We start from the raw sequence: 24,767 nt of genomic DNA, 5'->3' as shown, positions 1-24,767 counted from the left end.
CTGGCCAGGATAAGCAGAAGGGCGGCCCCGTACCGAGGGATGGTACGGGGCCGTCCACATGCCAGGACAGTGCAGGTCAGCCGACCTTCTCGAACTCCGGCTCACGGCGCTGCGTGACCTCGGGGCTGCGCGACTTCAGCACGAGCCAGCCGATGCCCAGGGCCACCGCCCAGCCCGCCATCACGTACAGGCAGACGCGGGAGTCGGCGTCCTTGGCGATGATGCCGGTGACGAAGAGCAGGAAGGCGATGGCGACCCAGCTGCACTTCGCGCCGCCCGGGGCGGGGAAGGACGAGGCCGGCAGGCGGCCGGCGTCGACCGCGCGGCGGTACAGGACGTGGCTGACCAGGATCATCAGCCAGGTCCAGATGCCGGCCGCGGTGGCGACGGAGACGACGTAGCCGAAGGCCTTCTCCGGGACGATGTAGTTCAGGACCACGCCGATGCCCATGAAGAGCACGGAGATGGTGATGCCGAAGGCCGGGGTCTTGGTCGAGGAGAGCTTCTTGAAGACCGCGGGGGCCTCACCGCTCTCGGCCAGGTTCCGCAGCATGCGGCCCGTGGAGTACATGCCCGAGTTGCAGGACGACAGGGCGGCGGTCAGCACGACGAAGTTGACGATGGCCGCGCCCGCCGGGATGCCGATCTTCGCGAAGGCCGCGACGAACGGGCTGACGCCGTCCGAGAACTCGGTCCACTTGACCACGCACAGGATGACGGTGAGGGCACCGACGTAGAAGAGCGCGATACGCCAGGGCAGGGTGTTGATCGCCTTGGGGAGGGTCTTCTCCGGGTTCTCGGACTCGCCCGCGGTGACACCGACGAGCTCGACGGCGAGGTAGGCGAACATGACGCCCTGCAGGGTCATCAGGGACGAGCCGATGCCCTTGGGGAAGAAGCCGTCGAAGGCCCAGAGGTTGGAGACCGCGGCGGTGTCACCGGCGTTGCTGAAGCCGAAGGTGAGCACACCGAGACCGATCACGATCATGCCGATCAGCGCGGTCACCTTGACCATCGAGAACCAGAACTCGATCTCGCCGAACAGCTTCACGGAGATCAGGTTGGCCGCGAACAGCAGCACCAGGAACGCCAGCGCCGTGACCCATCGCGGGATGTCGGGGAACCAGTAGTTGACGTAGATCGCGGCGGCCGTGAGCTCGGCCATGCCGGTGACGACCCACATCAGCCAGTACGTCCAGCCGGTGAAATAGCCGAAGAACGGGCCGAGGAACTCGCGGGAGTATTCCGCGAAGGAACCCGAGACCGGGCGGTAAAGGAGCAGCTCACCGAGCGCCCGCATGATGAAGAAGATGATGACGCCCGCGAGGGCGTACATGAGAATGAGGCTGGGTCCGGCCTTGGCGATGTTCGCCCCGGCACCCAGGAAGAGGCCGACGCCGATGGCGCCGCCGATGGCGATCATCTGGACCTGGCGGCTGCCGAGGCCGCGCTCGTAGCCCTCTTCCGGAGCCTTCTCCGTGTCGACCTGAGCGGAGGTCATGTATTCGTGCGCCTTTCTCCACGCCGACCCGGGCCTCTCGTCGGCCTCCGATCGGATCTCGATCCCCCCGGATTGAATGGAGCGTTCTGCCTGACCAGCGGTCTGCCGGTCGGTGGCGCACCCGGACGGAACATGGGTGGTGTTCGCCGGGCGGTCGTGAAGATTTATCACGGCCGCAATCTTGATCGTCCGGGCGCGCTGTGGCGCATTACACAAGAAGAAGCGGACAAGTGGCGTACAAAAGGGACACAGTGGGCCGGGAGGGTGACGCGATCGTTATCCGGATTTGAGCGTCCGCTGAGCGAACGCGCGGATCGGTCACAACCGTCACGATCAGGGCATGAGTGTGGAGACGAGCGTCTCCTGGAGCCCGCCCAGCCAGAGGTACGCCATCACCATCGGCTTACGAGGGTCCTCGTCCGGCAGCCGGTAGAGCAGGTCCGTGTCGTCCTCGTCGACGATGTCGAGGCGCGAGCCGATCGCGAGGCGCAGGTCGTTCAGGGCGCTGAGCCACTGCCGGGACTCCTCGGGGGACAGCTTCAGCACCGCCCCGCCGTCACCGGCGGAGGAGCTGAGCTCGTCCAGGGAGCGGATCACCGCGAGGGCGTTCTCCCGCTTGCCTGCCCTGAGGTCGTTCTCGGTGTAGCGGCGGAACTCGGCGGAGTACGCGCGCTGCTCCTCCGCCTCCTGCGGCCCGGGCGTGCCCTCGGGGTCGCTGTAGGCGTCCGGGAACAGCCGGCGCAGGACCGGGTCGGCGGGCGGTTCGCTCGGGCCGTCGGCGAAGAGTTCGGCGAGCGGGTCGTCGGTGGTCTCTCCGCCGGGTCCGGGCCCGAGCAGCTCCAGGAGCTGGACGGCCAGTGACCGGATGATGGAGATCTCGACGTCGTCGAGTGCGACGGCCGCGCCGCCGCCGGGGAGCGGTTCGAAGGTTCCTGGCATCAGGGCTGGTCGCTACTTCCGGTCCTGCTGGAGGGTGGCCCACAGACCGTATCCGTGCATCGCCTGCACATCGCGTTCCATCTCCTCGCGGGTGCCGCTGGAGACGACCGCACGGCCCTTGTGGTGGACGTCGAGCATGAGCTTGGTGGCCTTGTCCTTGGAGTAGCCGAAGTACGTCTGGAAGACGTACGTCACATAGCTCATGAGGTTGACCGGGTCATTGTGGACGATCGTGACCCAGGGGACGTCGGGCTCGGGAACGGCGAATACCTCTTCCGCCGACTCGGTGCGTTCGATCTCTACGGGCGCGGGTGACGTCACATGGCCCATGCTGCCACGCGCCCCACAAATCGTCACACTGACGCGAAGTGGGGTATGGTCGTTGCCATGCTGCATGCACCGGGGGACAACCCCCGGACCCCCGGCCGGCCTGGGGACACCCGGCGAGTCATAGCTAGGAGAGCTTTCGTGGATGTAGCGGACCTTGGACTGCCGGTGGATGTTCCCTCGACGGCGCTCTTCACGGACCAGTACGAGCTGACGATGCTCCGCGCCGCCCTGGAGGCGGGCACGGCCGAACGGCGGAGCGTGTTCGAGGTCTTCACGCGCCGGCTGCCGGACGGGCGCCGCTACGGCGTGGTCGCGGGCACCGGACGGGTGCTGGACGCCGTCGAGAACTTCCGTTTCGACGCGGGCGTCCTCGGCTTTCTGCGCGAGCACGCCATCGTCGACGAGGAGACCCTGGACTGGCTCGCCGGCTACCGCTTCAGCGGCGACATCTGGGGCTACCCCGAGGGCGAGGTGTACTTCCCGGGCTCGCCGATCATGCGGGTGGAGGGCAGCTTCGCCGAGTGCGTGCTGCTGGAGACGGTGGTCCTGTCGATCCTCAACCACGACTCCGCCATCGCCGCGGCGGCCTCCCGGATGTCCTCGGCGGCCGGGGAACGGCCGCTGATCGAGATGGGCGCCCGGCGCACCCACGAGCTGGCCGCCGTCGCCGCCGCGCGCGCCGCGTACGTCGGCGGCTTCGCCACCACCTCCGACCTGGCGGCCGGGTTCCGCTACGGCATCCCGACGGTGGGCACCTCCGCGCACGCCTTCACGCTCCTGCACGACCGCGAGCGGGACGCCTTCCAGGCCCAGGTGAACTCGCTCGGCCGGGGCACCACTTTGCTCGTGGACACCTACGACGTCGCCGAGGCGGTCCGTACGGCCGTGGAGATCGCCGGACCCGAGCTGGGCGCGGTCCGCATCGACTCGGGCGATCTGCTCCTCGTCGCGCACCGGGTGCGCCAGCAGCTGGACGAGCTGGGCGCCCGGGACACGAAGATCATCGTGACCTCGGATCTCGACGAGTACGCCATCGCCTCGCTGGCGGCGGCGCCGGTGGACGCGTACGGCGTCGGCACCCAGCTGGTGACCGGCTCCGGGCACCCGACCTGCTCGATGGTCTACAAGCTGGTCGCCCGCGCCGAGTCCGCCGACCCGAAGGCCCCGCTGGTGCCGGTCGCGAAGAAGTCCTCCGGCGGCAAGACCTCCATCGGCGGCCGCAAGTGGGCGGCGCGGCGGCTCGACGAGGACGGCGCCGCCGAGGCCGAGGTCATCGGCACCGGCGCGGTCCCCGCCGGGCTGGCCGACCGGCAGCTGCTGGTGGAGCTGGTCAAGGGCGGCGAGATCGTGGCACGCGAGCCGCTGGACGTCGTACGGGACCGGCACATCGCCGCCCGGGCGGGCCTGCCGCTGTCCGCCACCCAGCTCTCGCGCGGGGAACCCGTCATTCCGACGGAGTACGTCCATCTGGGCTCGGGTAGCTAATTGCGGTGCGCCCTCCCGCTGTGCCGCCCAAGTGTCTAGGCTCGTAAGTTCACTCAAAGTCGAAGGACGTCCACCATGCGCCGCGCCTTGATCGTCGTTGACGTGCAGAACGACTTCTGCGAGGGGGGCAGCCTCGCGGTGGCCGGCGGCGCGGATGTCGCCGCCGCCATCACCGAGCTCGTCGGACAGGCCGCCGGCACCGGATACCAGCATGTGGTGGCCACCCGCGACCACCACATCGCACCCGGCGGTCACTTCGCCGACAACCCCGACTACGTCCACTCCTGGCCGGCGCACTGCGTCGCCGGGACCGAGGGCGTCGGGTTCCACCCGAACTTCGCCCCGACGGTCGCCTCCGGCGCGATCGACGCCGTGTTCGACAAGGGGGCGTACGCGGCGGCGTACAGCGGGTTCGAGGGGGTCGACGAGAACGGCGTGACGCTCGCCGACTGGCTGCGGGCCCGGGAGGTCTCGGAGGTGGACGTGGTGGGCATCGCCACGGACCACTGTGTCCGCGCGACCGCCGTGGACGCCGCCCGCGAAGGCTTCCGTACGCATGTCCTGCTGGACCTGACCGCGGGCGTCGCCGAGGAGACGACCGACCGGGCGCTGGAGGAGATGCGCGAGGCCGGGGTGGAGCTCACCGGGAAGCCGGTGGTCGCCTAGAAGTGTCCTGAAGATCTTGCTTGGGCCGCCCCGATCGCCCAGGTTCGCCCGCAAAAGTCGATCGGGGCAATCCGGTGCAAGTCGGGCGGGTTTTCAAGATTCTCTGGTCGCCTAGGCCTGAGCCGCCGGTCTTCGCAGCAGGGCTCTGATCGGGCGCCACAGCTCCTGGGACAGTTCCGGGGCCGCCGCGACACCGTTGTCAGGGGCGGTACGCCATATCAGGCCGTCGGGGTGGTGCAGGACCGCGGTGATCTCGTCCGGGGTCGGCGGGGCCGCGTTGCCGCGCAGGTAGACCGCTCGCAGGCCCAGATTGCGGAGCCTGGTCAGGGCCCGGGCGCGGTTCTGGGCATGGACCAGGAAGCGGATCGAGCCCGTGCCGTCGGCGGCGGGCGTGGGCAGGTTCAGCGCCACCACCACGCTGCCGGTCGGCAGCTTGCAGAAACCTCCTGCGGCCATGCGGTCACACCCCCGTGTGCGTCGGTGTCAATAAGAGAGCCACAGGACGCACCTAAACACGGATCGGCGGCAACCCGCCAGGGGTTGCCGCCGATACGCTTCTGACCTGCGAAAACGCTCGTTACTTCGCCGCGGGCCCGACCTCGACCGAGATCGTCGAGCCGTTCTTGGCCTCCTTGACGATCTTGATCTTGGTGTTGGTGTCAGTGATCTTGACACCGGCGAGCGGGGTCGCCGGGTCGTAGTAGGTGTTCGTGCGGTCGTTGAAGACCGGCACCCCCTTCGACGACGGGATCCTGGTCGCGACGTCCGCGTTGTGCAGCGTGATGCCGTCCGTGCGGTACAGGCTGAACGGCGAGTCGTAGGCCTGGATCCGGCTGCGCATCGGCGTGCCGTCGGACCACTTCATCGCCGTCGGGTGCGAGTCGACCGGCAGGATCAGACCGACACCCGGGTGCTTGCTGGTGTTGTTGTCCGCCTGGGAGGTGTCCCACTTCCAGATCAACAGACCGTTCTGGTACGGGTAGTGCTCCACCCAGCTCGGACGGGTCGTGGAGAAGCCGAAGTTGTACGGGCCGACCTTCAGGGTCTTGTCGTACGACACGTACTGACGGTTCTCTGCGATGTAGTACTGCGCGTAGTCCTTGGTGAAGGACGCGCCCATGCGCTGGAAGCCGCTCGCGGTCCACGCGGGGTCCGCCGTCTCGGCGTTGTCGGTGAACAGCGCCGTGCCGTCCGCGGTCACCGAGATCCGGTCGGCCGCGAAGCCCTTCTCGGCCACGCCCCCGTCGGTGGCGTAGCGGAAGCGCAGGTCGATCTTCTTGCCGGCATAGGCGTCCAGCGGGAAGGACAGCTTCTTGTACGTCTCGGAGAAGCCGTCGAGCGCGGGCTTGTTGCTGCCGTCACGGGAGATGGGCTGACCGTCGGCCGTGCCGTCCAGGGCGGTCCAGTTGGCACCGCCGTCGGTGGAGGCCTCGGTGTAGAGGTAGTCGTAGCCGGCCTCGATGGCCCACCAGCCGTCAAGGGTCAGCGCCGCCGACGACTTGCCGGTGAGGTCCACCGAACGGGTCAGCGTGTTCTTGAGGTTGTCGCCGCTGCCGCTCCACCACTGGCTCGCGCCCTCGGCCGGGGCGACGATCTCCGTCGTGACCGGCTTCTTGGGCAGCTCGACGATGAGCGCCTGTTTGTTCTTGGTGTTGTACTCGGCGACGCCCAGCTTGTGCTTCGACTTGGTCGCGGCCTTCGCCGTGGCGTAGTCGAGCCAGCCCAGCTGGAGCTTGTCCCAGGAGGTCATGTCACCGGGCAGATCGCCGATGGCCTCCTTGCCGGTGCCGAGCCAGGAACCCGAGGACATGAGCGTCCAGAAGCCGGTGGAGTTGTCGCCGCCGGAGGTGTCGTAGAGGTCCGGCAGACCGAGGTCGTGGCCGTATTCGTGGGCGAAGACGCCGAGTCCGCCGTTCTCCGGCTGGACCGTGTAGTCGCCGACCCAGATGCCGGTGTCGCCGATCTGCGCGCCGCCGAGGCGGTTGTTGTCCGGCCCGGTGGCACCGGCGTCGGTGCCGAAGGCGTACCAGCGGTGGGCCCAGATCGCGTCCTCGCCCTGTGCGCCGCCGCCCGCGGACTCGTCCTCACCGGCGTGCACGACCTGGAAGTGGTCGATGTAGCCGTCGGGCTCGTTGAAGTCGCCGTCGCCGTCGAAGTCGTAGCGGTCCCACTGGTCGAACTCCTTGACGTCCGCCTTGATCTGGGCGTCGGTCCGACCGGCGGCCTTCTGCTGGGCGACCCATGCGGTCACACCGTCGCTGACGATGTTCCACACGCTCGGGCAGTTGGTCTCACCGCACTTGTTGTTGCCGTAACGGGCCTCGTTGTAGGGGACCTTGACCCAGTCGGAGACCTGGCCCTCGATGGAGTAGCGGCCCGAGGACTGCTTCTCGTAGTACTTCTTCATCGACTCGACACCCTTGCCGGTGCCGAAGTAGAGGTCCTGGAAGTCCTTCTGGTTGTAGTCCTCCTTCCAGGCCGTGCTGTTGTCCTGGGTGCGGTCCGGCTTGGCTATCTGGTTGTGCAGCGGGCCGGGGGTGCCGCCGAACTCGGGCTTGGTCTGGTCGCCGAACTCGACCAGGATCGTGAAGATCTTGTCGGTCTTCTCGCGGCCGAGCTCGACGTACTTGCTGTCGCCCTTCTTGCTCTTGAGCTCGACGACCTGGGAGCCGTCACGCTCCTTCACCTGGGTCTTGCCGGATATGACCTGCTTCAGAGCCTCTTGGCGCTGGGCCTCCTGGGTCTTGCTCAGCGGGCCGTCGAGGTCGTGCTCCTGCTCCTTGTTCGGCGGCGCCGGGTCGGTCCGGTCGACGGTGGGGCTCTTGGCCGTGTCGTCGGCCTGGGCCATGGTGAACGTCGAGAACGTGGCGGTGGCCGCCGCGAACGCGACAATCGTCGCGGCCGCTCTGAACGTCCAGGGTCTGCTGGTCACTTGAGATCCTCCCCCGCGTTCGAGCGCGCACGACGAGAGGGTTCCTGGTCATGGAGATTCGCGCGCGCGTGATCAACGCGTGTAGTCAAGTGACGACATTTGACTAGAGGTTCACCAGAAAAGACAGACCTTGACTTGAGCAGGTCAACTGCACTATGCGGAGTCGAGATCCGCTTTACGGACACCTGGAGCTCGCTCGACAGGCGCGCGACGCCGTCCACTTGGTGGACGCCATGACTCCGTGCGCCCCCCATGCACCGGTACTGTTGGTTAGGTCACGCTTACTGTTCGTTCCGCTCGGGCATGCACGCGGTTAGAGTCGATTGGCGGAACGCCCGGAAGCTGGCGGAATGCCAGGCCGACACCCCCGTGTACCCCCGATTCCGAGGACACGATCACCATGCCTCGTCCGACCGCCGCACAGCTCGCCTACGGTTCCTGCACCGTGATCTTCTCGACCCTCGCCATGCTGCTGCTGTCACAGACGAGTTCGGGTGCGGGGATCGCGCTCATCGCCGTCGCGGCACTCGTCCTCGGACTGCTGGTCGCGCTGACCGTGCCGACCCCCAAGGCACGCGTCGTCGCCCTGCGCAGGCCCGCCCACCTCGTCACGGAGGACGCGCCCGCACCGGCCCCGGTTCCCGAGCGCGCCGCCTCCTGACCTCACCGGGTGCTGACCACCACCGTCTTGGCCGCCTTGTCGTGCAGGCCCTGCTTGTAAGGCTTGTCGAAGAAGCTCCAGCCCCCGCAGATCGCGGTCCAGACACAGGCGCAGCAGAAGGCGAACGGGATCCACAGCACCAAGGACCGCACCAGCGTGGTCTGTACGGAGGGCGTGGCGCCGTTGTCCAGGTTGGCCACCCGCATGCCCAGCCACTTCTTGCCGAGCGTCTGGCCCGACCTGGAGATCATGAAGGTGTCGTAGCCGATGTAGAGCAGGGCGGCGATCAGCGACTGCCCGAGGGACTTGCCGTAGTCGACGTCGTCGGCGTTCATGTCCAGCGCGTTGACCCGGAACGCCCAGATGAGCAGCCAGACGACGACGGCCACCATCACCATGTCGATGATCCGCGCCAGCGTGCGCTTGCCGCTGTCGGCGAGCGGCGCCATGCCGGCGAGCGGGTCGGACGGGTAACCGCCGCCCCCATAGGGGTCACCGCCGTAGGGGCCGCCGTACGGCGGAGGCTGGCCGCCGCCACCGCCGGGCGGGGTGTCGTAGGGCGAGCCGGCGCCCGCACCGGTGTCCCCGGACGGGGGCCGCTTCCTGAACGGGTCGTCTTCCGGCGGCTGCTGACCGGAGCCGGGGGGCGGTTCACTGCTCATGGCCCGAGTCGACCGCGAACCCTGCGCCCGCGCATCCGGCGAGCGGCCGTCCGGGGTACGGAATCAACCGGGCAATGCGCCGTACCCGGTCACCCCGCTACGAACGTACCCGCGGCCTTGTCGTGCCAGCACTGGCGCCACGGCCTGTCGAACAGACACCACAGGACGCCGACGACACCGATGACGAGCAGACCCGGGACGCTGTAGACGAGCCAGCGGCGCAGGGCTCCGCCGAAGGACGGCGGCTCGTTCGCCTCGATGTCCCGCACCTCCAGACCGAGCAGCTTCTTGCCCAGGGTGCGGCCCCACTTGGCGGTGGGCAGCGCCTCGTAGAGCGCGCCGAAGAGGAGCAGGACGGCCAGCACGATGCCGAGATACACCGCCGTCGTGCCGTCCAGCAGCCAGACGGTGACGGTCTCGCCGGAGAGCTTGGCCGCGTCGATCTTCTCGTCGACATGGTCGAGCGCCTTGACGCCGAGCGGTACGGCGGCCACGGCGGTCACGGCCGCCAGGACGACGGTGTCCAGCAGCCGCGCGGCCAGCCGCTTGCCGAGGGAGGCGGGCCGTGCGGAGGCCTGGCGCCGGGCCGCGGCCTGGAAGATGTCCTCGACCGGCGGCTTCCAGGGCGCGACGGGCTGGTCCTCGCCGGGCGCCCCGGCGAGCCGGTGCACCTGCTGGGCCCAGGAGGGCTGACCGCCACCGGGGCCGGTGGTCACGGGGGCGGCGCCCTGAGCGGGGACCTGCGGCGCCGGCTGCGGGCCGGACTGGTGCGGCACCGTCGGGGCCGCCTGCGGCCCGGAGAGGGCCGTGGGGGCGGCCACTTGGGCCTGCTGCGCCTGGGCCGCGGCCCGGTCGGCGGCGGCCTTGCCCGCGCCGAAGCCGGGGGCTTGGGGGGTTGGGGACACGGGAGCACCGAAACCGGCCGAGCCTGCCGCGCCCGAACCAACGTCGCCGGACTGCGCCCCGAAACCGGGAGCACCGGCGGAGCCTGCCGCGCCGGGCCGTCCGCCGAAGTCCGGCGAACCGGCCGAGGCCGCCGCGGCCGTACCACCGGCCGAGCCGCCCGCGGCCGGGGACGGCGGGCCGAAGCCCGCGGCTCCCGCCCCACCGCTCCCGCCGGCCCCTTGCCCTCCGGCCGGACCGGCCGTGCGCCCCTGCTGTGCCCCGGGCGCTCCGTCCTGGCGACCCGTGCGCGGGGACGGTGCGCGGAATGTCATGGTGCCCTCGTCCGCGGCCGGGGCCCCGGAGTCGCGGGTGCCCCGTGCGGCGGAGGCCCCGGAGTCGGGGGTGCCCTGGGCGGCGGGGCCCGGGGTCGGGCGGCGGAAGACGAAGGTGTTGCCGGAGGCCGCCCCCTCGGCCGTGCCGGACGTCGCGCCCTCGGCCGCAGGGAGCGTCGCGGTGCCGTCCGTGCTCGGGGTCGTGCCGTCGGCCGGTGCCGGGGTGCGCGGGTCGGGGACGCCGCCCCAGGAGACCCGGCGGTCCTGGTCGCCGCCGAAGCCGGACTGGCGGGAGCGGTCGGCGCCCCACGCCGCGGCGGGCTCGGGGCGGCTGCCGTGCTGGGACTGGCCCTGGGCCGGGGCGGGTTCGGCCGGGTCCTCGTCGAAGAAGTGCGGGCCGGTCTCCTCGACGGGAGCCGGGGCCGCGCCGGGCGGCGGGGCGAGCGGTTCGCCGTCCGTGGGCGCCGGTCGGCTGGTGCCCGGTACCCACGCGGCACCGTTCCAGTACCGGACATATCCAGGAATGGACGGGTCCGGGTAATACCCTTCGCGGGGCCTGTCGTCACCGGGGGCCGGGGTTGGGGCGCTCATGTCCGTCGTCCCGTATCTGCTCGGGGGTCATTTGGGGGCCTCCACATCTATCAGACGCGGGCAACCCCCACTGCCGCTCCCGCGTTACCCACCCCCTTCCGGGCAACAGAAAAAGTTTCCGCGAACCCGCGTAATGCTCCTGGCCGACCCCTCTCTCCACTCGTGCGGGCCCACCTCGGGACCCGAACGAGAGAGAGGACACCGGACGTCATGCACCCCACCGTGGTGGAGCGGGAGCTGGAGCTCAAGCTCGTCCTGTCGCCCGAGCGCAGCATCCCCGTCCCGGCCCTGCTGAGCTACCGCAGCGACGACCCGTACGCCGTGCACATCACCTTCCACATCAACTCCGAGCACCCCGTCAACTGGACCTTCGCCCGCGAACTCCTGGTGGAGGGGGTCTTCCGTCCGTGCGGCCACGGGGACGTACGGGTGTGGCCGACGAAGGTCGAGGGCCGCAGCGTCGTGCTGATGGCGCTGAGTTCACCCGACGGGGACGCCCTGCTGGAGGCCCCGGCCGCGCAGGTGTCGGCCTGGCTGGAGCGGACGCTCCGGGTGGTCCCCCCGGGCTCTGAGGCCGAGCAGCTCGGCATCGACGACGGCCTGGCCGAGCTGCTCGCCCCGACCCCGGCCGACGACCTGTGGCTGCGCGACCCTTGGCCGTCGGACGAGTCCACGGACGGGGAGTGAGCCCCGAGGAGGTGTCAGAACAGCTTTCCCGGGTTGAGGATGCCGAGGGGGTCGAAGACCTGCTTGATCCCTCGCTGCAGCTCCACGCCCACCGGGCCGATCTCGCGTGCCAGCCACTCCTTCTTCAGTACGCCGACGCCGTGTTCGCCGGTGATGGTGCCGCCGAGTTCCAGGCCGAGGGCCATGATCTCGTCGAAGGACTCGCGGGCGCGCCGGGACTCGTCGGGGTCCTGCGCGTCGAAGCAGACGGTGGGGTGGGTGTTGCCGTCACCCGCGTGGGCGACGACGCCGATGGTCAGCTGGTACTTCTCGGCGATCCCGTCGACGCCTTCGAGCATGTCGCCGAGCCGGGAGCGCGGCACGCACACGTCGTCGATCATCGTCACACCCCGGACGGCCTCCAGCGCGGTGAGGGACAACCGCCGTGCCTGGAGCAGCAGTTCGGACTCGGCCGCGTCCTCGGCGGGGACGACCTGCGTGGCACCGGCGGCCTCGCACAGGGCGCCGACCGCGGCGAGGTCGGAGGCGGGGTCCGGGGTGTCGAAGGCGGCCAGCAACAACGCCTCCGTGGTCTCCGGGAGCCCCATGTGCGCCAGGTCGTTGACGGCCTTGACGGTCGTACGGTCCATCAGTTCGAGGAGGGACGGGACGTGCCCTCCTGCCATGATCCGGCACACCGCGTCGCAGGCCTCCGCCGCCGACGCGAACTCCGCCGCCAGCACGAGCTGCTGCGGCGGCTGCGGCTTCAGCGCCAGGACCGCCCGTACGACGATGCCGAGCGAGCCCTCGGAGCCGACGAACAGGCGGGTCAGGTCGTACCCCGCGACGCCCTTCGCCGTCCGGCGTCCGGTGGTCATCAGCCGTCCGTCGGCCAGGACGACGTCGAGGCCGAGCACGTACTCGGCCGTCACCCCGTACTTCACACAGCACAGGCCGCCCGACGCCGTGCCGATGTTGCCGCCGATCGTGCACTGCTCCCAGCTGGAGGGGTCAGGCGGGTAGTACAGGCCGTGCTCGCCGACCGCGCGGGACAGGGCGGCGTTGACGACGCCGGGCTCCACGACGGCGATGCGGTCGACCGGGCTGATCTCCAGGATCCGGTCCAGGTCAGGGACAGCGCAATGCAGCCGTCGGAGGTGTTGGCCGCGCCGGACAGGCCGGTGCGGGCGCCCTGCGGGACGACCGGCACGCGCAGTTCGGTGGCGGTGCGCATGACGTGCTGGACCTGCTCGACCGTGCGCGGCAGGACGACCACCGCCGGGACGCCCGCCGGACAGAAGCTGGCCATGTCGTTGGCGTAGGAGGCCGTGATGTCGGGGTCGGTGAGAACCGCCTCGGCGGGCAGACCGGTGAGCAGACGGTTGACGAGGTCGTGGCTCATGATCACAGCCTGGCACCGGGGGCCATCGGTGTGAACCCCGCCAGCGGGGGGCTTTCGGTACGGGAATGTGGTCGTCGTACTGGCGCACAGTGAGCGCCATGGAGAACGAGCAGGAGGAGCGCCGTCCCTGGGTCCGCCGCCGGGTGCTGGTCGGTGCGGTGGTGGGGTGTGCCGTACTCGGTGGGGTTCTGGCGCTGCTGCCGTGGGGGCCTGCCGACGGCGGGCCGCCCGCGCCGACGCCGGGCGCGCAGGCACTGACCGCGGTCACCACGGGCGTGCCCGCCGCGCTGCCCGACCTGGCGGTGCTGATCGGTGAGCGCGAGAGCCATCTGCGCAAGCACCCGAGGGACGCCGAGTCCTGGGCGGTGCTCGGGGCGGCCTATGTGGAACAGGGGCGGCGGACCGCGGACGCGGGGTACTACCCGAAGGCCGAGCGGGTGCTGCGGACCTCGCTGAAGGTGCGGGCGAAGGGCAATGTCGAGGCGCTCAGCGGGATGGCCGCGCTGGCGGGTGCCCGCCGGGACTTCCCCGCCGCGCGCAAGTGGGGCGAGGCCGCGCTGAAGCTGGAACCGAAGCGGTGGACGACGTATCCGCTGCTGATCGACGCGTACACGGGTCTCGGCGACCACAAGGCGGCGAAGAAGTCCCTGGACCGGCTGCTGAAGCTGCGCTCCGGGCCCGCGGTGCTGGCCAGGGCCGGGGCGGTCTACCGGGACCAGGGCTGGCGCGAGGACGCGGCGGCCTCCCTCTCCGACGCGGCGGCGTCCGCGGAGGCACCGGCCGAGCGGGCCGCGTATCTGGAGCGCGGCGGGCAGCTGGCCTGGGAGGTCGGCGACCGGGACGCGGCCCTGCGCCACTTCCAGGAGGCGGTACGGCTCGACCCCGACCAGCGCGCGGCGCTCGCCGGGCAGGGCCGGGCGCTGGCGGCACTGGGCCGGACCACGGAGGCGCTGAACGCCTACCGGGTGGCCCTCGCCAAGCAGCCGCTGCCTCAGTACGCCCTGGAGCTGGGCGAGTTGTACGAGTCGCTGGGGCTCGGCCAGGCGGCCCGGGTCCAGTACGACCTGCTGCGCGACCGGGTGCGCAGTGCCCGCGCCGGCGGCGCCGACGAGGAACTGCTGCTCGGCCAGTTCGAGGCGGACCACGGGGATCCGGAGTCGGCGGTACGGCGGCTCAGGGCCGAGTGGAAGCGGCAGCCGGGGATCGCGGTGGCGGACGCGCTGGGGTGGGCGCTGCACCGGGCCGGACAGGACGAGGAGGCGCTGCGGTTCGCGAAGATCGCGACGGACAGGACGAAGGGCGGCGCGGTGCGCAGCGCGCTGTACGCGTACCACCGCGGGATGATCGAGCGGGACCTGGAGCTGGCGGGGCCCGCTCGTCGGCATCTTCAGGAGGCGTTGCGGATCAATCCGTACTTCTCCACGCTGCATGTCCCACGGGCCCGCCGGGCTCTCGACGAGCTGGGCGAGCCCGCGGACGAGCCGCTGCCGGAGGGTGACTAGGAGACCACTGAGAATCTTGAAAACCCGCCCGACTTGCACCGGATTGCCCCGATCGACTTTTGCGGGCGAACCTGGGCGATCGGGGCGGCCCAAGCAAGATCTTCAGGACACTTCTAGAGGTTGCCGCGCTTCTCCTGCTCACGCTCGATCGCCTCGAAGAGGGCCTTGAAGTTGCCCTTGCCGAAGCCCATCGAGCCATGGCGTTCGATGATCTCGAAGAAGACCGTCGGACGGTCCTGGACCGGCTTGGTGAAGATCTGCAGCAGATAGCCGTCCTCGTCGCGGTCGGCGAGGATCTTCAGCTCGCGCAGGGTCTCCACCGGCACCCGGGTGTCGCCGACCCACTCGCCGAGGGTGTCGTAGTAGGAGTCCGGGGTGTCGAGGAACTGGACTCCGGCCGCGCGCATGGTGCGGACGGTCGCGACGATGTCGTTGGTGTTCAGCGCGATGTGCTGGACGCCGGCGCCGCCGTAGAACTCCAGGTACTCGTCGATCTGGGACTTCTTCTTGGCGATGGCGGGCTCGTTGATCGGGAATTTGACCTTGAGCGTGCCGTCGGCCACCACCTTCGACATCAGCGCGCTGTACTCGGTGGCGATGTCGTCGCCCACGAACTCCTTCATGTTCGTGAAGCCCATGACCTTGTTGTAGAAGCCGACCCACTCGTTCATCCGGCCGAGCTCGACGTTGCCGACGCAGTGGTCGATCGCCTGGAAGGTGCGCTGCGCGGGCGGCTCGACCATCGGGGCGGCGGCGACGTAGCCGGGCAGGTACGGGCCGTCGTAGCCGGTGCGCTCGACGAGGGTGTGGCGGGTCTCGCCGTAGGTGGCGATGGCGGCGAGGACGACCGTGCCGTGCTCGTCCTTCAGCTCGTAGGGCTCGGTGACCGAGCGGGCGCCGTGCTCGATGGCGTAGGCGTAGGCGGCGCGGGCGTCCGGGACCTCGATGGACAGGTCGATGACGCCGTCGCCGTGCTCGGCCACGTGCTGGGCGAGGAAGCGGCCCCAGTCGGTGGCGGGCTTGATCACCGAGGTGAGGACGAAGCGGGCGGAGCCGTTGGTGAGGACGTAGCTCGCGGTCTCGCGGGTGCCGTTCTCCGGTCCGGAGTAGGCGACCAGCTTCATGCCGAAGGCGGTGGAGTAGTAGTGCGCCGCCTGTTTGGCGTTGCCCACGGCGAAGACGACCGCGTCCATTCCCTTGACCGGGAAGGGGTCGGCCTGCCGGGCGGTGTCGGGAGTGTGGTCTGTGGTCTGCGTCATAGCGGCAGCCTGGCCCTACCTCGCAAGGTGCGCAATAGTTTGCGTGTTCGCTGGGCAATGTGCGCAGTGTTACGCCCGTGTCGGCGGGCCTTCTGTACAGGATGACCAGTGCCGGGAGGGTCCCATGGGGATCGATCATCTGGACGGGCGCATCATCGTGCTGCTCGCGCGGGAGCCGCGGATCGGGGTGCTGGAGATGTCCCGGCGGCTGGGAGTGGCCCGCGGGACCGTGCAGGCGCGGCTCGACCGGCTTCAGTCGAACGGAGTCATCCGCGGATTCGGTCCGCAGGTCGATCCGACGGCGCTCGGCTATCCGGTCACCGCCTTCGCCACGCTCCAGATCCGGCAGGGCCAAGGGCCCGATGTACGAGCGCACTTGGCGACGGTTCCGGAGGTGCTGGAGCTGCACACGACCACCGGCAGCGGGGACATGCTGTGCCGGCTCGTGGCTCGCTCGAACGCCGATCTGCAACGGGTCATCGACCGGGTTGTCGGTTTTGATGGGATCGTCCGGGCCTCCACCGCGATCGTGATGGAGAACCCCGTTCCGCTGCGGATCATCCCGCTGGTGGAGCAGGCGGCGGAGGACCACCGGGCGGGACCGTAGCCGACCTGGGGTGAGCGATGGCTGCATCTCCCGGGGGACAACCCCCGGACCCCCAGCAGCAGCCCACCCGACCCGCACCAGGAAGCGAGGTGACACCGCGTGACCTTCTGGGAGTACCTGGGCACACGCCACCAGCAGTTGCTCACGGACGCCTGGCAGCACGCGAGCGCCGTCCTCCAGTGCATGGTCGTCGCGACCGTGCTGGGCGTGCTGATCGGCGTCGTCACCTACCGGAGCGACTGGGCCGGGAACATCGCCACGACGACCACCTCGGCCATCCTGACCATTCCGTCGCTCGCCATGATCGGTCTGCTCATCCCGGTCGTGGGCCTGGGTGTCCCGCCCACGGTGATCGCTCTGACGCTGTACGGGCTGCTGCCGATCGTGCGCAACGCGATCGTCGGTCTGCGCGGGGTCGACCCGACCCTGGTGGACGCGGCCAAGGGCATCGGGATGTCCCGGCTGATGCGGCTGGTACGGATCGAACTGCCGCTGGCCTGGCCGCCGATCCTGACCGGCATCCGGGTCTCGACACAGATGCTGATGGGCATCGCGGCGATCGCGGCCTACGCCTCCGGGCCCGGCCTCGGCAATGTGATCTTCCGTGGTCTCGCCTCGCTGGGCAGCAAGAACGCGATCAACCAGGTGCTCGCGGGCACGATCGGGATCATCATCCTGGCCCTGCTGTTCGACGCCGCGTACGTCCTGATCGGACGGCTGACCATTCCCAGGGGGATCCGTGCCTGAGTCCAGTACGTCCGGCGCCTCCATCGAGCTGGAGAACCTCACCAAGCGGTATCCGGGCAGTGCGAGCCCGGCCGTCGACAGCGTCAACATGGAGATCCAGGCGGGCGAGACCGTCATCTTCGTCGGCCCGTCGGGGTGCGGAAAGTCCACGACGCTCAAGATGATCAACCGGTTGATCGAACCGACCGGTGGCCGGATCCGCATCGGCGGCGAGGACGTCACCGGCATCGACCCGGTGAAGCTGCGCCGCAAGGTCGGGTACGCGATCCAGTCGGCCGGACTCTTCCCGCACATGACGGTCGCGCAGAACATCGCGCTCGTACCGAAGATGGTCGGCTGGCCGAAGGGGCGGATCAAGAACCGGGTGGAGGAGCTGCTCGACCTGGTCGGGCTCGACCCCGGCGAGTTCCACGGCCGCTATCCGCGCCAGCTGTCGGGCGGTCAGCAGCAGCGGGTGGGCGTGGCCCGGGCGCTCGCCGCCGATCCGCCGGTCCTGCTGATGGACGAACCGTTCGGCGCGGTCGACCCGATCACCCGGGACCATCTCCAGGACGAGCTGATCAGGTTGCAGCACGAGCTGCACAAGACGATCGTCTTCGTCACCCATGACTTCGACGAGGCCATCAAGCTCGGTGACCGGATCGCCGTGCTGCGCGAACGCTCGCACATCGCTCAGTTCGACACCCCGGAGGCGATCCTCACCAACCCGGCCGACGACTTCGTCTCGGGGTTCGTCGGCGCCGGGGCGGCGCTGAAGCGGCTGAACCTGACCCGCGTACGGGATGTGGAGATCCAGGACTACCCGACGGTCACCGTCGACGACCCGCTCCAGGAGATCTTCAACAAGCTCCGCTCCAGCGGCACCAACGAGATCCTGCTGCTCGACAAGCGCGGCCGCCCCTACAAGTGGCTGCGCCGCGGCGACCTGATGCGCGCCAAGGGCTCCCTGGCCCGCGCGGGCACGCTGGTGCACGACACGGTCACCCGGGACGCCACCCTGCGCGACGCCCTGGAGGCGGTCCTCACCGACAACGCGGGCCGGGTCGCGGTCACCGGACGGCGCGGCGCGTACGACGGGGTCGTCGACATGGAGACGCTCATGAACTCCGTGCACGAACTCCTGGAGGCGGACCGGCTGGAGGCGATCGAGCACCAGCACGAGCTGGAGTCGGTCCGGGCCACCCAGACACACGCCGAGCAGGAGGGCAACGGAGGGGAGAAGAAGGCGTGACGACCTCTCCGGATCAGCAGCGGCCCGAGGGCGAGCACGAGGTCAAGGGGCTCGCCTTCCGCGACGAGGGCGAGGCCGAGCAGGAGGCACCGCCGCCGCCGGCGGTCACCCGGCGGCGGGTGAGCTGGCAGAAGCTGACCTTCCTGCCGGCGCTGCTGGTGGCGCTGCTGCTGGCGACCTGGCTGTGGTTCCAGCAGGCCGACCTGGACTCGATCTCCGAGAGCGCGCTGTCCAACGGCCAGGTGTCCAAGGCGCTGTGGCAGCACGTGGAGCTGACGGTGGTCTCCACGTTCTTCGTGCTGATCATCGCGATCCCGCTGGGCATCCTGCTGACCCGCAAGGCCTTCCGCAAGGCGACCCCGGTGGCGATGGCGGTGGCCAACATGGGCCAGGCGACCCCCGCGATCGGCCTGCTCGCCCTGCTGGTGATCTGGCTGGGCACCGGAACGAAGGCGGCTCTGATCGGCATCATCATCTACGCGGTCCTGCCGGTGCTGTCGAACACGATCGCGGGTCTGAAGGCGAACGACCCGACGCTGCTGGAGGCGGCGCGCGGCATCGGCATGTCGCCGCTGGGGGTGCTGTCCCGCGTGGAGTTGCCGTTGGCGGTGCCGCTGATTCTGGCGGGAGTGCGCACGGCCCTCGTCCTGAACGTCGGTACGGCGACCCTCGCGACCTTCGGTGGCGGTGGCGGTCTGGGCGTACTGATCACGACCGGGATCACCACCCAGCGCATGCCGGTGCTGATGCTCGGCTCGATCCTCACGGTGGCGCTGGCCCTGCTCGTGGACTGGCTGGCCTCGCTGGCCGAACTGCTGCTGCGGCCACGGGGGCTGGAGGTGGGGACATGAGACGGGTCGCGTGTCTGCTGCTGACCGGGGCGCTGGTGTCCGCCTGCGGTCTGACCAGCGGTTCGCCGATGGTGGACGACGTCGTGCCCGGCACCATCGGCCAGGGCGAGCCGCTGGAGGGCGCCGAGCTGACGGTGACGTCGAAGGAGTTCACCGAGCAGCTCATCCTCGGCGCGATCATGGGCATCGCCTTCGAGGCGGCCGGCGCGGAGGTGCTCGACCGCACGGGCATCCAGGGCTCGATCGGGGCGCGGGAGGCGGTCAGGTCCGGGGACGCGGACGGGATGTACGAGTACACGGGCACCGCCTGGATCACGTACCAGGGCAACAGCGAGCCCATCGACGACCCCCGCAAGCAGTGGGAGGCGGTGCGCGACGCCGACCTGAAGAACGGACTGACGTGGCTTGAGCCCTCCGCCCTGAACAACACCTACGCACTGGCCATGAACCAGGACAACTTCAAGAAGTACGGCACGAAGACGCTGTCCGACGTGGCCGAACTGGCCAGGACCGACCCCGGTGCGGTGACGCTGTGCGTGGAGAGCGAGTTCGCCAACCGGGCGGACGGGCTGCCGGGCATGGAGAAGGAGTACGGGATGAGCATCCCGGCCGGGAACATCACGCAGATGGACACCGGGATCATCTACACCCAGGCGGCGAAGGGGAGTTGCACCTACGGGGAGGTCTTCACGACCGACGGCCGCATCAAGTCCATGAACCTGGCGGTCATGGAGGACGACAAGAAGTTCTTCCCCAACTACAACGCGGCACCAGTGATCAACTCCGGGACGCTGAAGGAGTATCCGGCGATCGCGGAGATCCTGGCCCCGGTGACGGCGAAGCTGAACAACGCGGTGGCGCAGGAGCTGAACGCCAAGGTCGATGTGGACGGGGAGGACCCGCACGAGGTGGCGCTGGACTGGATGAAGGACGAGGGGTTCGTCAAGGCGGGGTGAGCCGGTGCCGGTGCACTAGGGGGTGTTTTGAAAGTCCTGTGCGGTGCCCGCGGTGTTCGGTGCGTGCCCTCGGCGTGCCGGACGAAGGCCCTCGTACTGGACGTACTTGGGTCTTTGGCCGGTGCGGCGAGGGTGCGTGCCGGGCGCCGTGGGTGCTGTGCGGGACTCTCAAAACACCCCCTAGCAGCTCGGTACGTCGCCCTTGCCCTTCTCCAGGGCGATCAGGGAGTCGATGGTGCCCTGGAGGGTGGTGACGGGGATGAGGCGGAGGCCCTTGGGGAGTTCCGCCTCGGCGTCGGAGCACTCGGCCTTGGGGACGAGGAACACGGTCGCGCCGTCCCTGCGGGCGGCCTGGGTCTTCAGGGCCACGCCGCCCACGGCGCCGACCTTGCCGTCGGCGTCGATGGTTCCCGTACCGGCGATGGTGCGGCCGCCGGTGAGGTCGCCGCCGCTGCCGTCGCCGTCCAGTTTGTCGACGATGCCGAGGGAGAAGAGCAGCCCGGCGCTGGGTCCGCCGACGTCGGCGAGTTCCAGATCGACCTTGACCTTTCTGGCGTCGAGGTCGAGGTAGTTCAGGGCGGCCTCGGTGGCGTCGTCCTGGGACTCCCGCATCTGCTCGGTGTTGTACTTCTCGATCTCGTCGGTGCTCTTGTCGCTGGGGTAGACCGCGTCACGGGGCATGACCGCGCGGTCGGCGCGGAACCAGGAGTCGATGACATCCGCGAGCGACACACTGGCGTCGGGGCCGGTGGCCTCGATGGTGGTCATCCGCAGCTGCCCGCTGGTCTCCCGGGTGGCCGCCCCGGAGACCGTGATCACCGGCTCCCCCTTGTTCTCCCCGAGTACGTTCGCCGTCAGGCCCGGCTGCGTGAGCGAGAACGGCAGCGGCGCGAAAGCGGCCGTGGCGAGCAGCCCTGCGACGGGCAGCGCACAGACGGCGAGGGCCTGGGGGCGAGAGAGACGAGAGAGCACGGGGTCAATCTAACGTGACGGATGACGGCGGTCCGGCTCCGGCCGACCTCAGCGCAGCGCCTCCGCCACCTCGCGTGCCGCGTCCACCACCCGCGGTCCCACCCGTTCCGGCACCGCGTCCGCCAGCATCACCACACCGACGCTGCCCTCGACCCCGGTCACCCCCAGCAGCGGTGCCGCGGCCCCGCTCGCCCCCGCCTCCAGCTCACCGTGGGTCAGCGTGTACCCGGGCTCCTCCAACGGCTGCCGCCGGGCCGCGAGGATCGCCTTGCCCGCGGCTCCTCGCTCCAGGGGATGCCGGAAGCCGGCCCGATAGGCGACGTGGTAGTCCGTCCAGGTCGGCTCCACCACCGCCACCGCCAGCGCCTCCGCGCCGTCCACGAGCGTGAGATGCGCCGTCGCCCCTATGTCCTCGGCCAGCGACCGCAGTGCCGGCAGCGCGGCCTCCCGTACCAGCGGATGCACCTGGCGGCCGAGGCGCAGCACACCGAGGCCCACCCGGGCCCGGCCGCCCAGGTCACGGCGTACGAGTGCGTGCTGCTCCAGCGTGGCGAGCAAACGGTAGACAACAGTCCGGTTGACGCCCAGTTTGTTGGAAAGCTCGGTGACGGTCAGCCCGTGGTCCGTGTCGGCCAGCAGCTTGAGGACGCGCAGTCCCCGGTCGAGCGTCTGAGAGGTCTCCGCGGTCACGACGCCCACTCCTTAAGTGGTGAGGTCAGCGGCCCCCTCGCGGCTGATGCGTCACCGAGTCCCGTCGGTGACGCGCTTCAGAGGCCGCCGATCGGCCGGCGGCCCGGCATGTCCGGACCGCGTCGCTTCACGGCTGCGCTCCGCGGCGGCGCTGCCACGGGGCGTGTGCGTAGCGGGACAGTAGCGAAGGCGGTTCGCTGAGCGGAAGGCTCCGTCCAGAATCCGGTCACCGACCGGTACGGCCTGCTTCCGTTTGTCCTGTTACGTACGTCACGCGGCCCCCGAGTGGCCAGGTCAACGCATACGGGTGGCCCACTCCTGCACCTTCGCGATGCGCTGCCGCAGCTGCCCCGCCGTCGCCTCCGCGCTCGGCGGTCCCCCGCATACCCGCCGCAGCTCGGTGTGGATCACCCCGTGCGGCTTGCCGCTCTGGTGGACGTACGCGCTGACCATCGTGTTGAGCTGCTTGCGCAGCTCCATCATCTCCTTGTGCGAGACGACGGGCCGCCGCTCGGCGGGCAGTTCCAGCAGGTCGGCCTCGGAGTCCGGCTTCTTGCGGCTGTGCGCGATCTGCCGGGCCTGCCGCTTCTGGAGCAGCAGCTGCACCTGGTCGGGCTCCAGCAGTCCCGGGATGCCGAGGTAGTCCTGCTCCTCCTCACTCCCCGGGTGGGCCTGCATACCGAACTCGGCGCCGTCGTAGAGGACCCGGTCGAAGACGGCCTCGGACTCCAGCGCCTCGAAGGAGAACTGCTCCTGCTCACCGGTGTCCTCGTCCTGCTCCTTGTTCGCCTCCTCCATCTCCTTCTCGGACTCGGCGTAGGGGTCCTCCTCGCCCTCCTTCTTCGGCTTGTCGAGGGCGTGGTCGCGCTCGACCTCCATCTCGTTGGCGAAGGTGAGGAGGTCGGGGACGGTCGGGAGGAAGACGGAGGCGGTCTCGCCGCGCCGCCGGGACCGTACGAAACGGCCGACGGCCTGCGCGAAGAAGAGCGGCGTGGAGATGGTGGTGGCGTAGACCCCGACCGCGAGCCGGGGCACGTCGACGCCCTCCGACACCATCCGCACCGCGACCATCCACCGGTCGTTGCTGCTGCTGAAGTCGTCGATCCGCTTCGACGCGCCGACGTCGTCGGACAGCACGAGGGTCGCCTTCGTTCCCGTGATCTCACGGATGAGCTTGGCGTAGGCGCGGGCGGAGTCCTGGTCGGAGGCGATGACGAGGGCACCCGCGTCCGGGATGCCCTTGCGGACCTCGGTGAGGCGCTGGTCGGCGGCGCGCAGCACGCTCGGCATCCACTCGCCGCGCGGATCGAGCGCGGTGCGCCAGGCCTGCGAGACGGCGTCCTTGGTCATCGGCTCCCCGAGCCGGGCAGCGATCTCGTCACCGGCCTTCGTCCGCCAGCGCATGTTGCCGCTGTAGGAGAGGAAGATGACGGGCCGCACGACCCCGTCCGACAGGGCCGACCCGTAGCCGTACGTGTAGTCGGCGGCCGAGCGCCGGATGCCGGCGTTGTCCTCCTCGTACGTGACGAAGGGGATCGGGTTGGTGTCGGACCGGAAGGGCGTACCGGTCAGCGCGAGCCGGCGGGTGGCGGGCTCGAAGGCCTCAAGGCAGGCCTCGCCCCAGGACTTGGAGTCACCGGCGTGGTGGATCTCGTCGAGGATGACGAGGGTCTTGCGCTGCTCGACGCGGTTGCGGTGCAGCATGGGCCGTACGCCGACACCCGCGTAGGTCACGGCGACGCCCTGGTAGTCCTTGCCGAGCGGTCCCGCGCTGTACTCGGGATCGAGCTTGATCCCTATCCGCGCGGCCGCGTCCGCCCACTGCTTCTTCAGATGCTCGGTCGGCGCGACCACGGTCACCTGCTGCACGACATGGTGGTGCAGCAGCCAGGAGGCGAGGGTGAGGGCGAAGGTCGTCTTGCCCGCGCCCGGGGTCGCGACCGCGAGAAAGTCACGCGGCTGCTCCTGGATGTACTTCTCCATCGCCCCCTGCTGCCAGGCGCGCAGCTTGCTGGCGGTACCCCAGGGGGCACGGCCGGGGAAGGCGGGGGAAAGGTGATGGGAGGAGGAAGCGGCGGTGGTAGTCACGGTCTCCGTGGGGGTCGGGCTACGTATGACAACCGGGCCACCCTACCGGCGCCGGGGTCCTGTCAACGCGCGGACGAGACCCGGTAACCCGCGGGTGGGACCCACATCACAGCTGCCGCAGCCGCCCCGCGATCACCGCGATGTCGCTCTCCCCGCCGGAGGCGACATCGATGACCAGGTCGTACGCGGTGTGCTGGTCGCACCCGGCGAGATCGACGCCGTTGACACCGAGGAAGGTCGCGGCGGCGAGCCAGGCGGTGCGCTTGTTCCCGTCGACGAGAGGGTGGTTCGTGGCGAGGGCGCGCAGCAGCGCGGCGGCCTGCTCGTACAGGTCGCCGTAGGCCTCCGTGCCGAACATCCGGGCGCGCGGCCTGCGTACGGCGGAGGCGAACAGCCCGGCGTCCCGCGCCTGGGGGGCGCGCCCGCCGAAGGCGATCCGGGCGATGGCCTCGGCCTCCGCGACGGTGAGGTGCCTGGTCATTGGCCGAGCCTGCGCAGGAGATCCGCGTGCGCGTCCGCCAGCACCTCGGCGGTGACCCGCACCGGCGAGGCCTCCTTCGCCACGCGCTGCGCCACGGCGTCCAGCGCGATGTCCTCCGGGCGACGGCCGGTGGCGTCCGCGAGGTCGTCGAGTTCCAGGTCCAATCCCACCCCTGACCCCTGTCAGGAGTCCCTCCGACCCTGAGACCTTGGTCGTACGACCCCCTTCATGAACGCGGCATGCCAGTCCCATTGCAGCGCCCCGTCCTCCTCCCTTGAGCCCCTCCCCCACGGCCGCCTACGGTCGAACCACCGCACACGGCAGCAAGCAA

Annotated in this window: 23 protein-coding genes and 1 pseudogene; 10 read left to right on the top strand and 14 right to left on the bottom strand. The window is 69.9% G+C overall.

Going from position 1 to position 24,767, the window contains the following annotated elements; genetic code table 11:
• Window positions 1-76: 76 nt before the first annotated feature.
• The 3 genes from RMT89_RS22900 to clpS all read right to left on the bottom strand — a co-directional run bounded on the left by RMT89_RS22900 (window position 77) and on the right by clpS (window position 2,770).
• Entirely contained in the window at window positions 77-1,501 is a 1,425-nt protein-coding gene (locus tag RMT89_RS22900; protein WP_315885637.1) for an amino acid permease, read from the bottom strand.
• 333 nt (window positions 1,502-1,834) lie between these two features.
• Window positions 1,835-2,440, bottom strand: coding sequence for a DUF2017 domain-containing protein (locus tag RMT89_RS22895; protein ID WP_315885636.1), 606 nt, complete (start codon window positions 2,438-2,440; stop codon window positions 1,835-1,837).
• Between the two features lie 12 nt (window positions 2,441-2,452).
• Window positions 2,453-2,770 carry an ATP-dependent Clp protease adapter ClpS gene (clpS, locus tag RMT89_RS22890; protein WP_095754611.1) on the bottom strand — a complete coding sequence of 106 codons (318 nt, stop codon included), beginning with the start codon at window positions 2,768-2,770 and terminating at the stop codon, window positions 2,453-2,455.
• A 138-nt stretch (window positions 2,771-2,908) separates the two neighbouring features.
• Between clpS and RMT89_RS22885 the strand changes: the two genes are divergently transcribed.
• On the top strand, window positions 2,909-4,255 hold the full coding sequence (locus RMT89_RS22885) for a nicotinate phosphoribosyltransferase (RefSeq protein ID WP_315885635.1): 1,347 nt from the start codon (window positions 2,909-2,911) through the stop codon (window positions 4,253-4,255).
• Between the two features lie 75 nt (window positions 4,256-4,330).
• Entirely contained in the window at window positions 4,331-4,921 is a 591-nt protein-coding gene (locus RMT89_RS22880) for an isochorismatase family protein (protein WP_315885634.1), read from the top strand.
• Between the two features lie 111 nt (window positions 4,922-5,032).
• On the opposite strand, the gene RMT89_RS22875 is transcribed toward RMT89_RS22880, so the two are convergent.
• Together RMT89_RS22875 and RMT89_RS22870 are read right to left on the bottom strand one after the other, a co-directional pair.
• A complete protein-coding gene (locus RMT89_RS22875) occupies window positions 5,033-5,377 on the bottom strand; it encodes a hypothetical protein (RefSeq protein WP_315885633.1) in 345 nt (114 codons plus the stop codon).
• Between the two features lie 121 nt (window positions 5,378-5,498).
• Window positions 5,499-7,853, bottom strand: coding sequence for an immune inhibitor A domain-containing protein (locus RMT89_RS22870; RefSeq protein WP_315885632.1), 2,355 nt, complete (start codon window positions 7,851-7,853; stop codon window positions 5,499-5,501).
• 400 nt (window positions 7,854-8,253) lie between these two features.
• Between RMT89_RS22870 and RMT89_RS22865 the strand changes: the two genes are divergently transcribed.
• Entirely contained in the window at window positions 8,254-8,514 is a 261-nt protein-coding gene (locus RMT89_RS22865) for a hypothetical protein (RefSeq protein ID WP_315885631.1), read from the top strand.
• A 2-nt stretch (window positions 8,515-8,516) separates the two neighbouring features.
• On the opposite strand, the gene RMT89_RS22860 is transcribed toward RMT89_RS22865, so the two are convergent.
• Together RMT89_RS22860 and RMT89_RS22855 are read right to left on the bottom strand one after the other, a co-directional pair.
• On the bottom strand, window positions 8,517-9,176 hold the full coding sequence (locus RMT89_RS22860; RefSeq protein ID WP_315885630.1) for an RDD family protein: 660 nt from the start codon (window positions 9,174-9,176) through the stop codon (window positions 8,517-8,519).
• Window positions 9,177-9,265: 89 nt separating this feature from the next.
• On the bottom strand, window positions 9,266-10,984 hold the full coding sequence (locus RMT89_RS22855; RefSeq protein WP_315885629.1) for an RDD family protein: 1,719 nt from the start codon (window positions 10,982-10,984) through the stop codon (window positions 9,266-9,268).
• A gap of 210 nt (window positions 10,985-11,194) precedes the next feature.
• On the opposite strand from RMT89_RS22855, the gene RMT89_RS22850 reads away from it, so the two are divergent.
• Complete coding sequence (locus tag RMT89_RS22850) at window positions 11,195-11,671, top strand: SsgA family sporulation/cell division regulator (RefSeq protein ID WP_315885628.1); 477 nt, start codon at window positions 11,195-11,197, stop codon at window positions 11,669-11,671.
• A gap of 14 nt (window positions 11,672-11,685) precedes the next feature.
• On the opposite strand, the pseudogene RMT89_RS22845 reads toward RMT89_RS22850, so the two are convergent.
• A pseudogene (locus RMT89_RS22845) lies at window positions 11,686-13,052 on the bottom strand (FAD-binding oxidoreductase).
• A gap of 98 nt (window positions 13,053-13,150) precedes the next feature.
• Here RMT89_RS22845 and RMT89_RS22840 point away from each other — a divergent pair.
• Window positions 13,151-14,554: a tetratricopeptide repeat protein gene (locus tag RMT89_RS22840; protein WP_315885627.1), complete on the top strand. Its 1,404-nt coding sequence runs from the start codon at window positions 13,151-13,153 to the stop codon at window positions 14,552-14,554.
• 113 nt (window positions 14,555-14,667) lie between these two features.
• On the opposite strand, the gene hppD is transcribed toward RMT89_RS22840, so the two are convergent.
• Window positions 14,668-15,813 carry a 4-hydroxyphenylpyruvate dioxygenase gene (hppD, locus tag RMT89_RS22835; RefSeq protein WP_315885626.1) on the bottom strand — a complete coding sequence of 382 codons (1,146 nt, stop codon included), beginning with the start codon at window positions 15,811-15,813 and terminating at the stop codon, window positions 14,668-14,670.
• 124 nt (window positions 15,814-15,937) lie between these two features.
• On the opposite strand from hppD, the gene RMT89_RS22830 reads away from it, so the two are divergent.
• The 5 genes from RMT89_RS22830 to RMT89_RS22810 all read left to right on the top strand — a co-directional run bounded on the left by RMT89_RS22830 (window position 15,938) and on the right by RMT89_RS22810 (window position 20,205).
• A complete protein-coding gene (locus tag RMT89_RS22830) occupies window positions 15,938-16,420 on the top strand; it encodes an Lrp/AsnC family transcriptional regulator (RefSeq protein ID WP_315885625.1) in 483 nt (160 codons plus the stop codon).
• 99 nt (window positions 16,421-16,519) lie between these two features.
• Window positions 16,520-17,167 (top strand): ABC transporter permease, encoded by a 648-nt coding sequence (locus tag RMT89_RS22825; RefSeq protein WP_315885624.1) that lies wholly within the window; start codon window positions 16,520-16,522, stop codon window positions 17,165-17,167.
• Window positions 17,160-18,398, top strand: coding sequence for a betaine/proline/choline family ABC transporter ATP-binding protein (locus RMT89_RS22820; protein WP_315885623.1), 1,239 nt, complete (start codon window positions 17,160-17,162; stop codon window positions 18,396-18,398). Before RMT89_RS22825 ends, RMT89_RS22820 begins: the two co-directional genes overlap by 8 nt.
• Window positions 18,395-19,249, top strand: coding sequence for an ABC transporter permease (locus RMT89_RS22815; RefSeq protein WP_315885622.1), 855 nt, complete (start codon window positions 18,395-18,397; stop codon window positions 19,247-19,249). Before RMT89_RS22820 ends, RMT89_RS22815 begins: the two co-directional genes overlap by 4 nt.
• A complete protein-coding gene (locus RMT89_RS22810) occupies window positions 19,246-20,205 on the top strand; it encodes a glycine betaine ABC transporter substrate-binding protein (protein ID WP_315885621.1) in 960 nt (319 codons plus the stop codon). Before RMT89_RS22815 ends, RMT89_RS22810 begins: the two co-directional genes overlap by 4 nt.
• A 180-nt stretch (window positions 20,206-20,385) precedes the next feature.
• Here RMT89_RS22810 and RMT89_RS22805 read toward each other — a convergent pair whose 3' ends face one another.
• From RMT89_RS22805 to RMT89_RS22785, 5 genes are all read right to left on the bottom strand, one after another.
• The gene (locus RMT89_RS22805) at window positions 20,386-21,177 is read right to left on the bottom strand and encodes a S16 family serine protease (protein ID WP_315885620.1); all 792 of its coding nucleotides are present in this window, start codon (window positions 21,175-21,177) and stop codon (window positions 20,386-20,388) included.
• A 48-nt stretch (window positions 21,178-21,225) separates the two neighbouring features.
• Entirely contained in the window at window positions 21,226-21,867 is a 642-nt protein-coding gene (locus RMT89_RS22800; RefSeq protein WP_093721413.1) for an IclR family transcriptional regulator, read from the bottom strand.
• Window positions 21,868-22,161: 294 nt separating this feature from the next.
• On the bottom strand, window positions 22,162-23,955 hold the full coding sequence (locus tag RMT89_RS22795; protein WP_315885619.1) for a DEAD/DEAH box helicase: 1,794 nt from the start codon (window positions 23,953-23,955) through the stop codon (window positions 22,162-22,164).
• Window positions 23,956-24,061: 106 nt separating this feature from the next.
• Window positions 24,062-24,436: a type II toxin-antitoxin system death-on-curing family toxin gene (locus RMT89_RS22790; protein ID WP_315885618.1), complete on the bottom strand. Its 375-nt coding sequence runs from the start codon at window positions 24,434-24,436 to the stop codon at window positions 24,062-24,064.
• On the bottom strand, window positions 24,433-24,606 hold the full coding sequence (locus RMT89_RS22785) for a hypothetical protein (RefSeq protein WP_315885617.1): 174 nt from the start codon (window positions 24,604-24,606) through the stop codon (window positions 24,433-24,435). The genes RMT89_RS22790 and RMT89_RS22785 overlap by 4 nt, the downstream gene beginning before the upstream one ends.
• Window positions 24,607-24,767 lie beyond the last annotated feature (161 nt).

This window comes from Streptomyces sp. P17 (assembly GCF_032436805.1).
Classification (GTDB): domain Bacteria; phylum Actinomycetota; class Actinomycetes; order Streptomycetales; family Streptomycetaceae; genus Streptomyces.
Note: the sequence above shows the minus strand (reverse complement) of the source record. Positions and strands in the feature narration are given on the sequence as shown.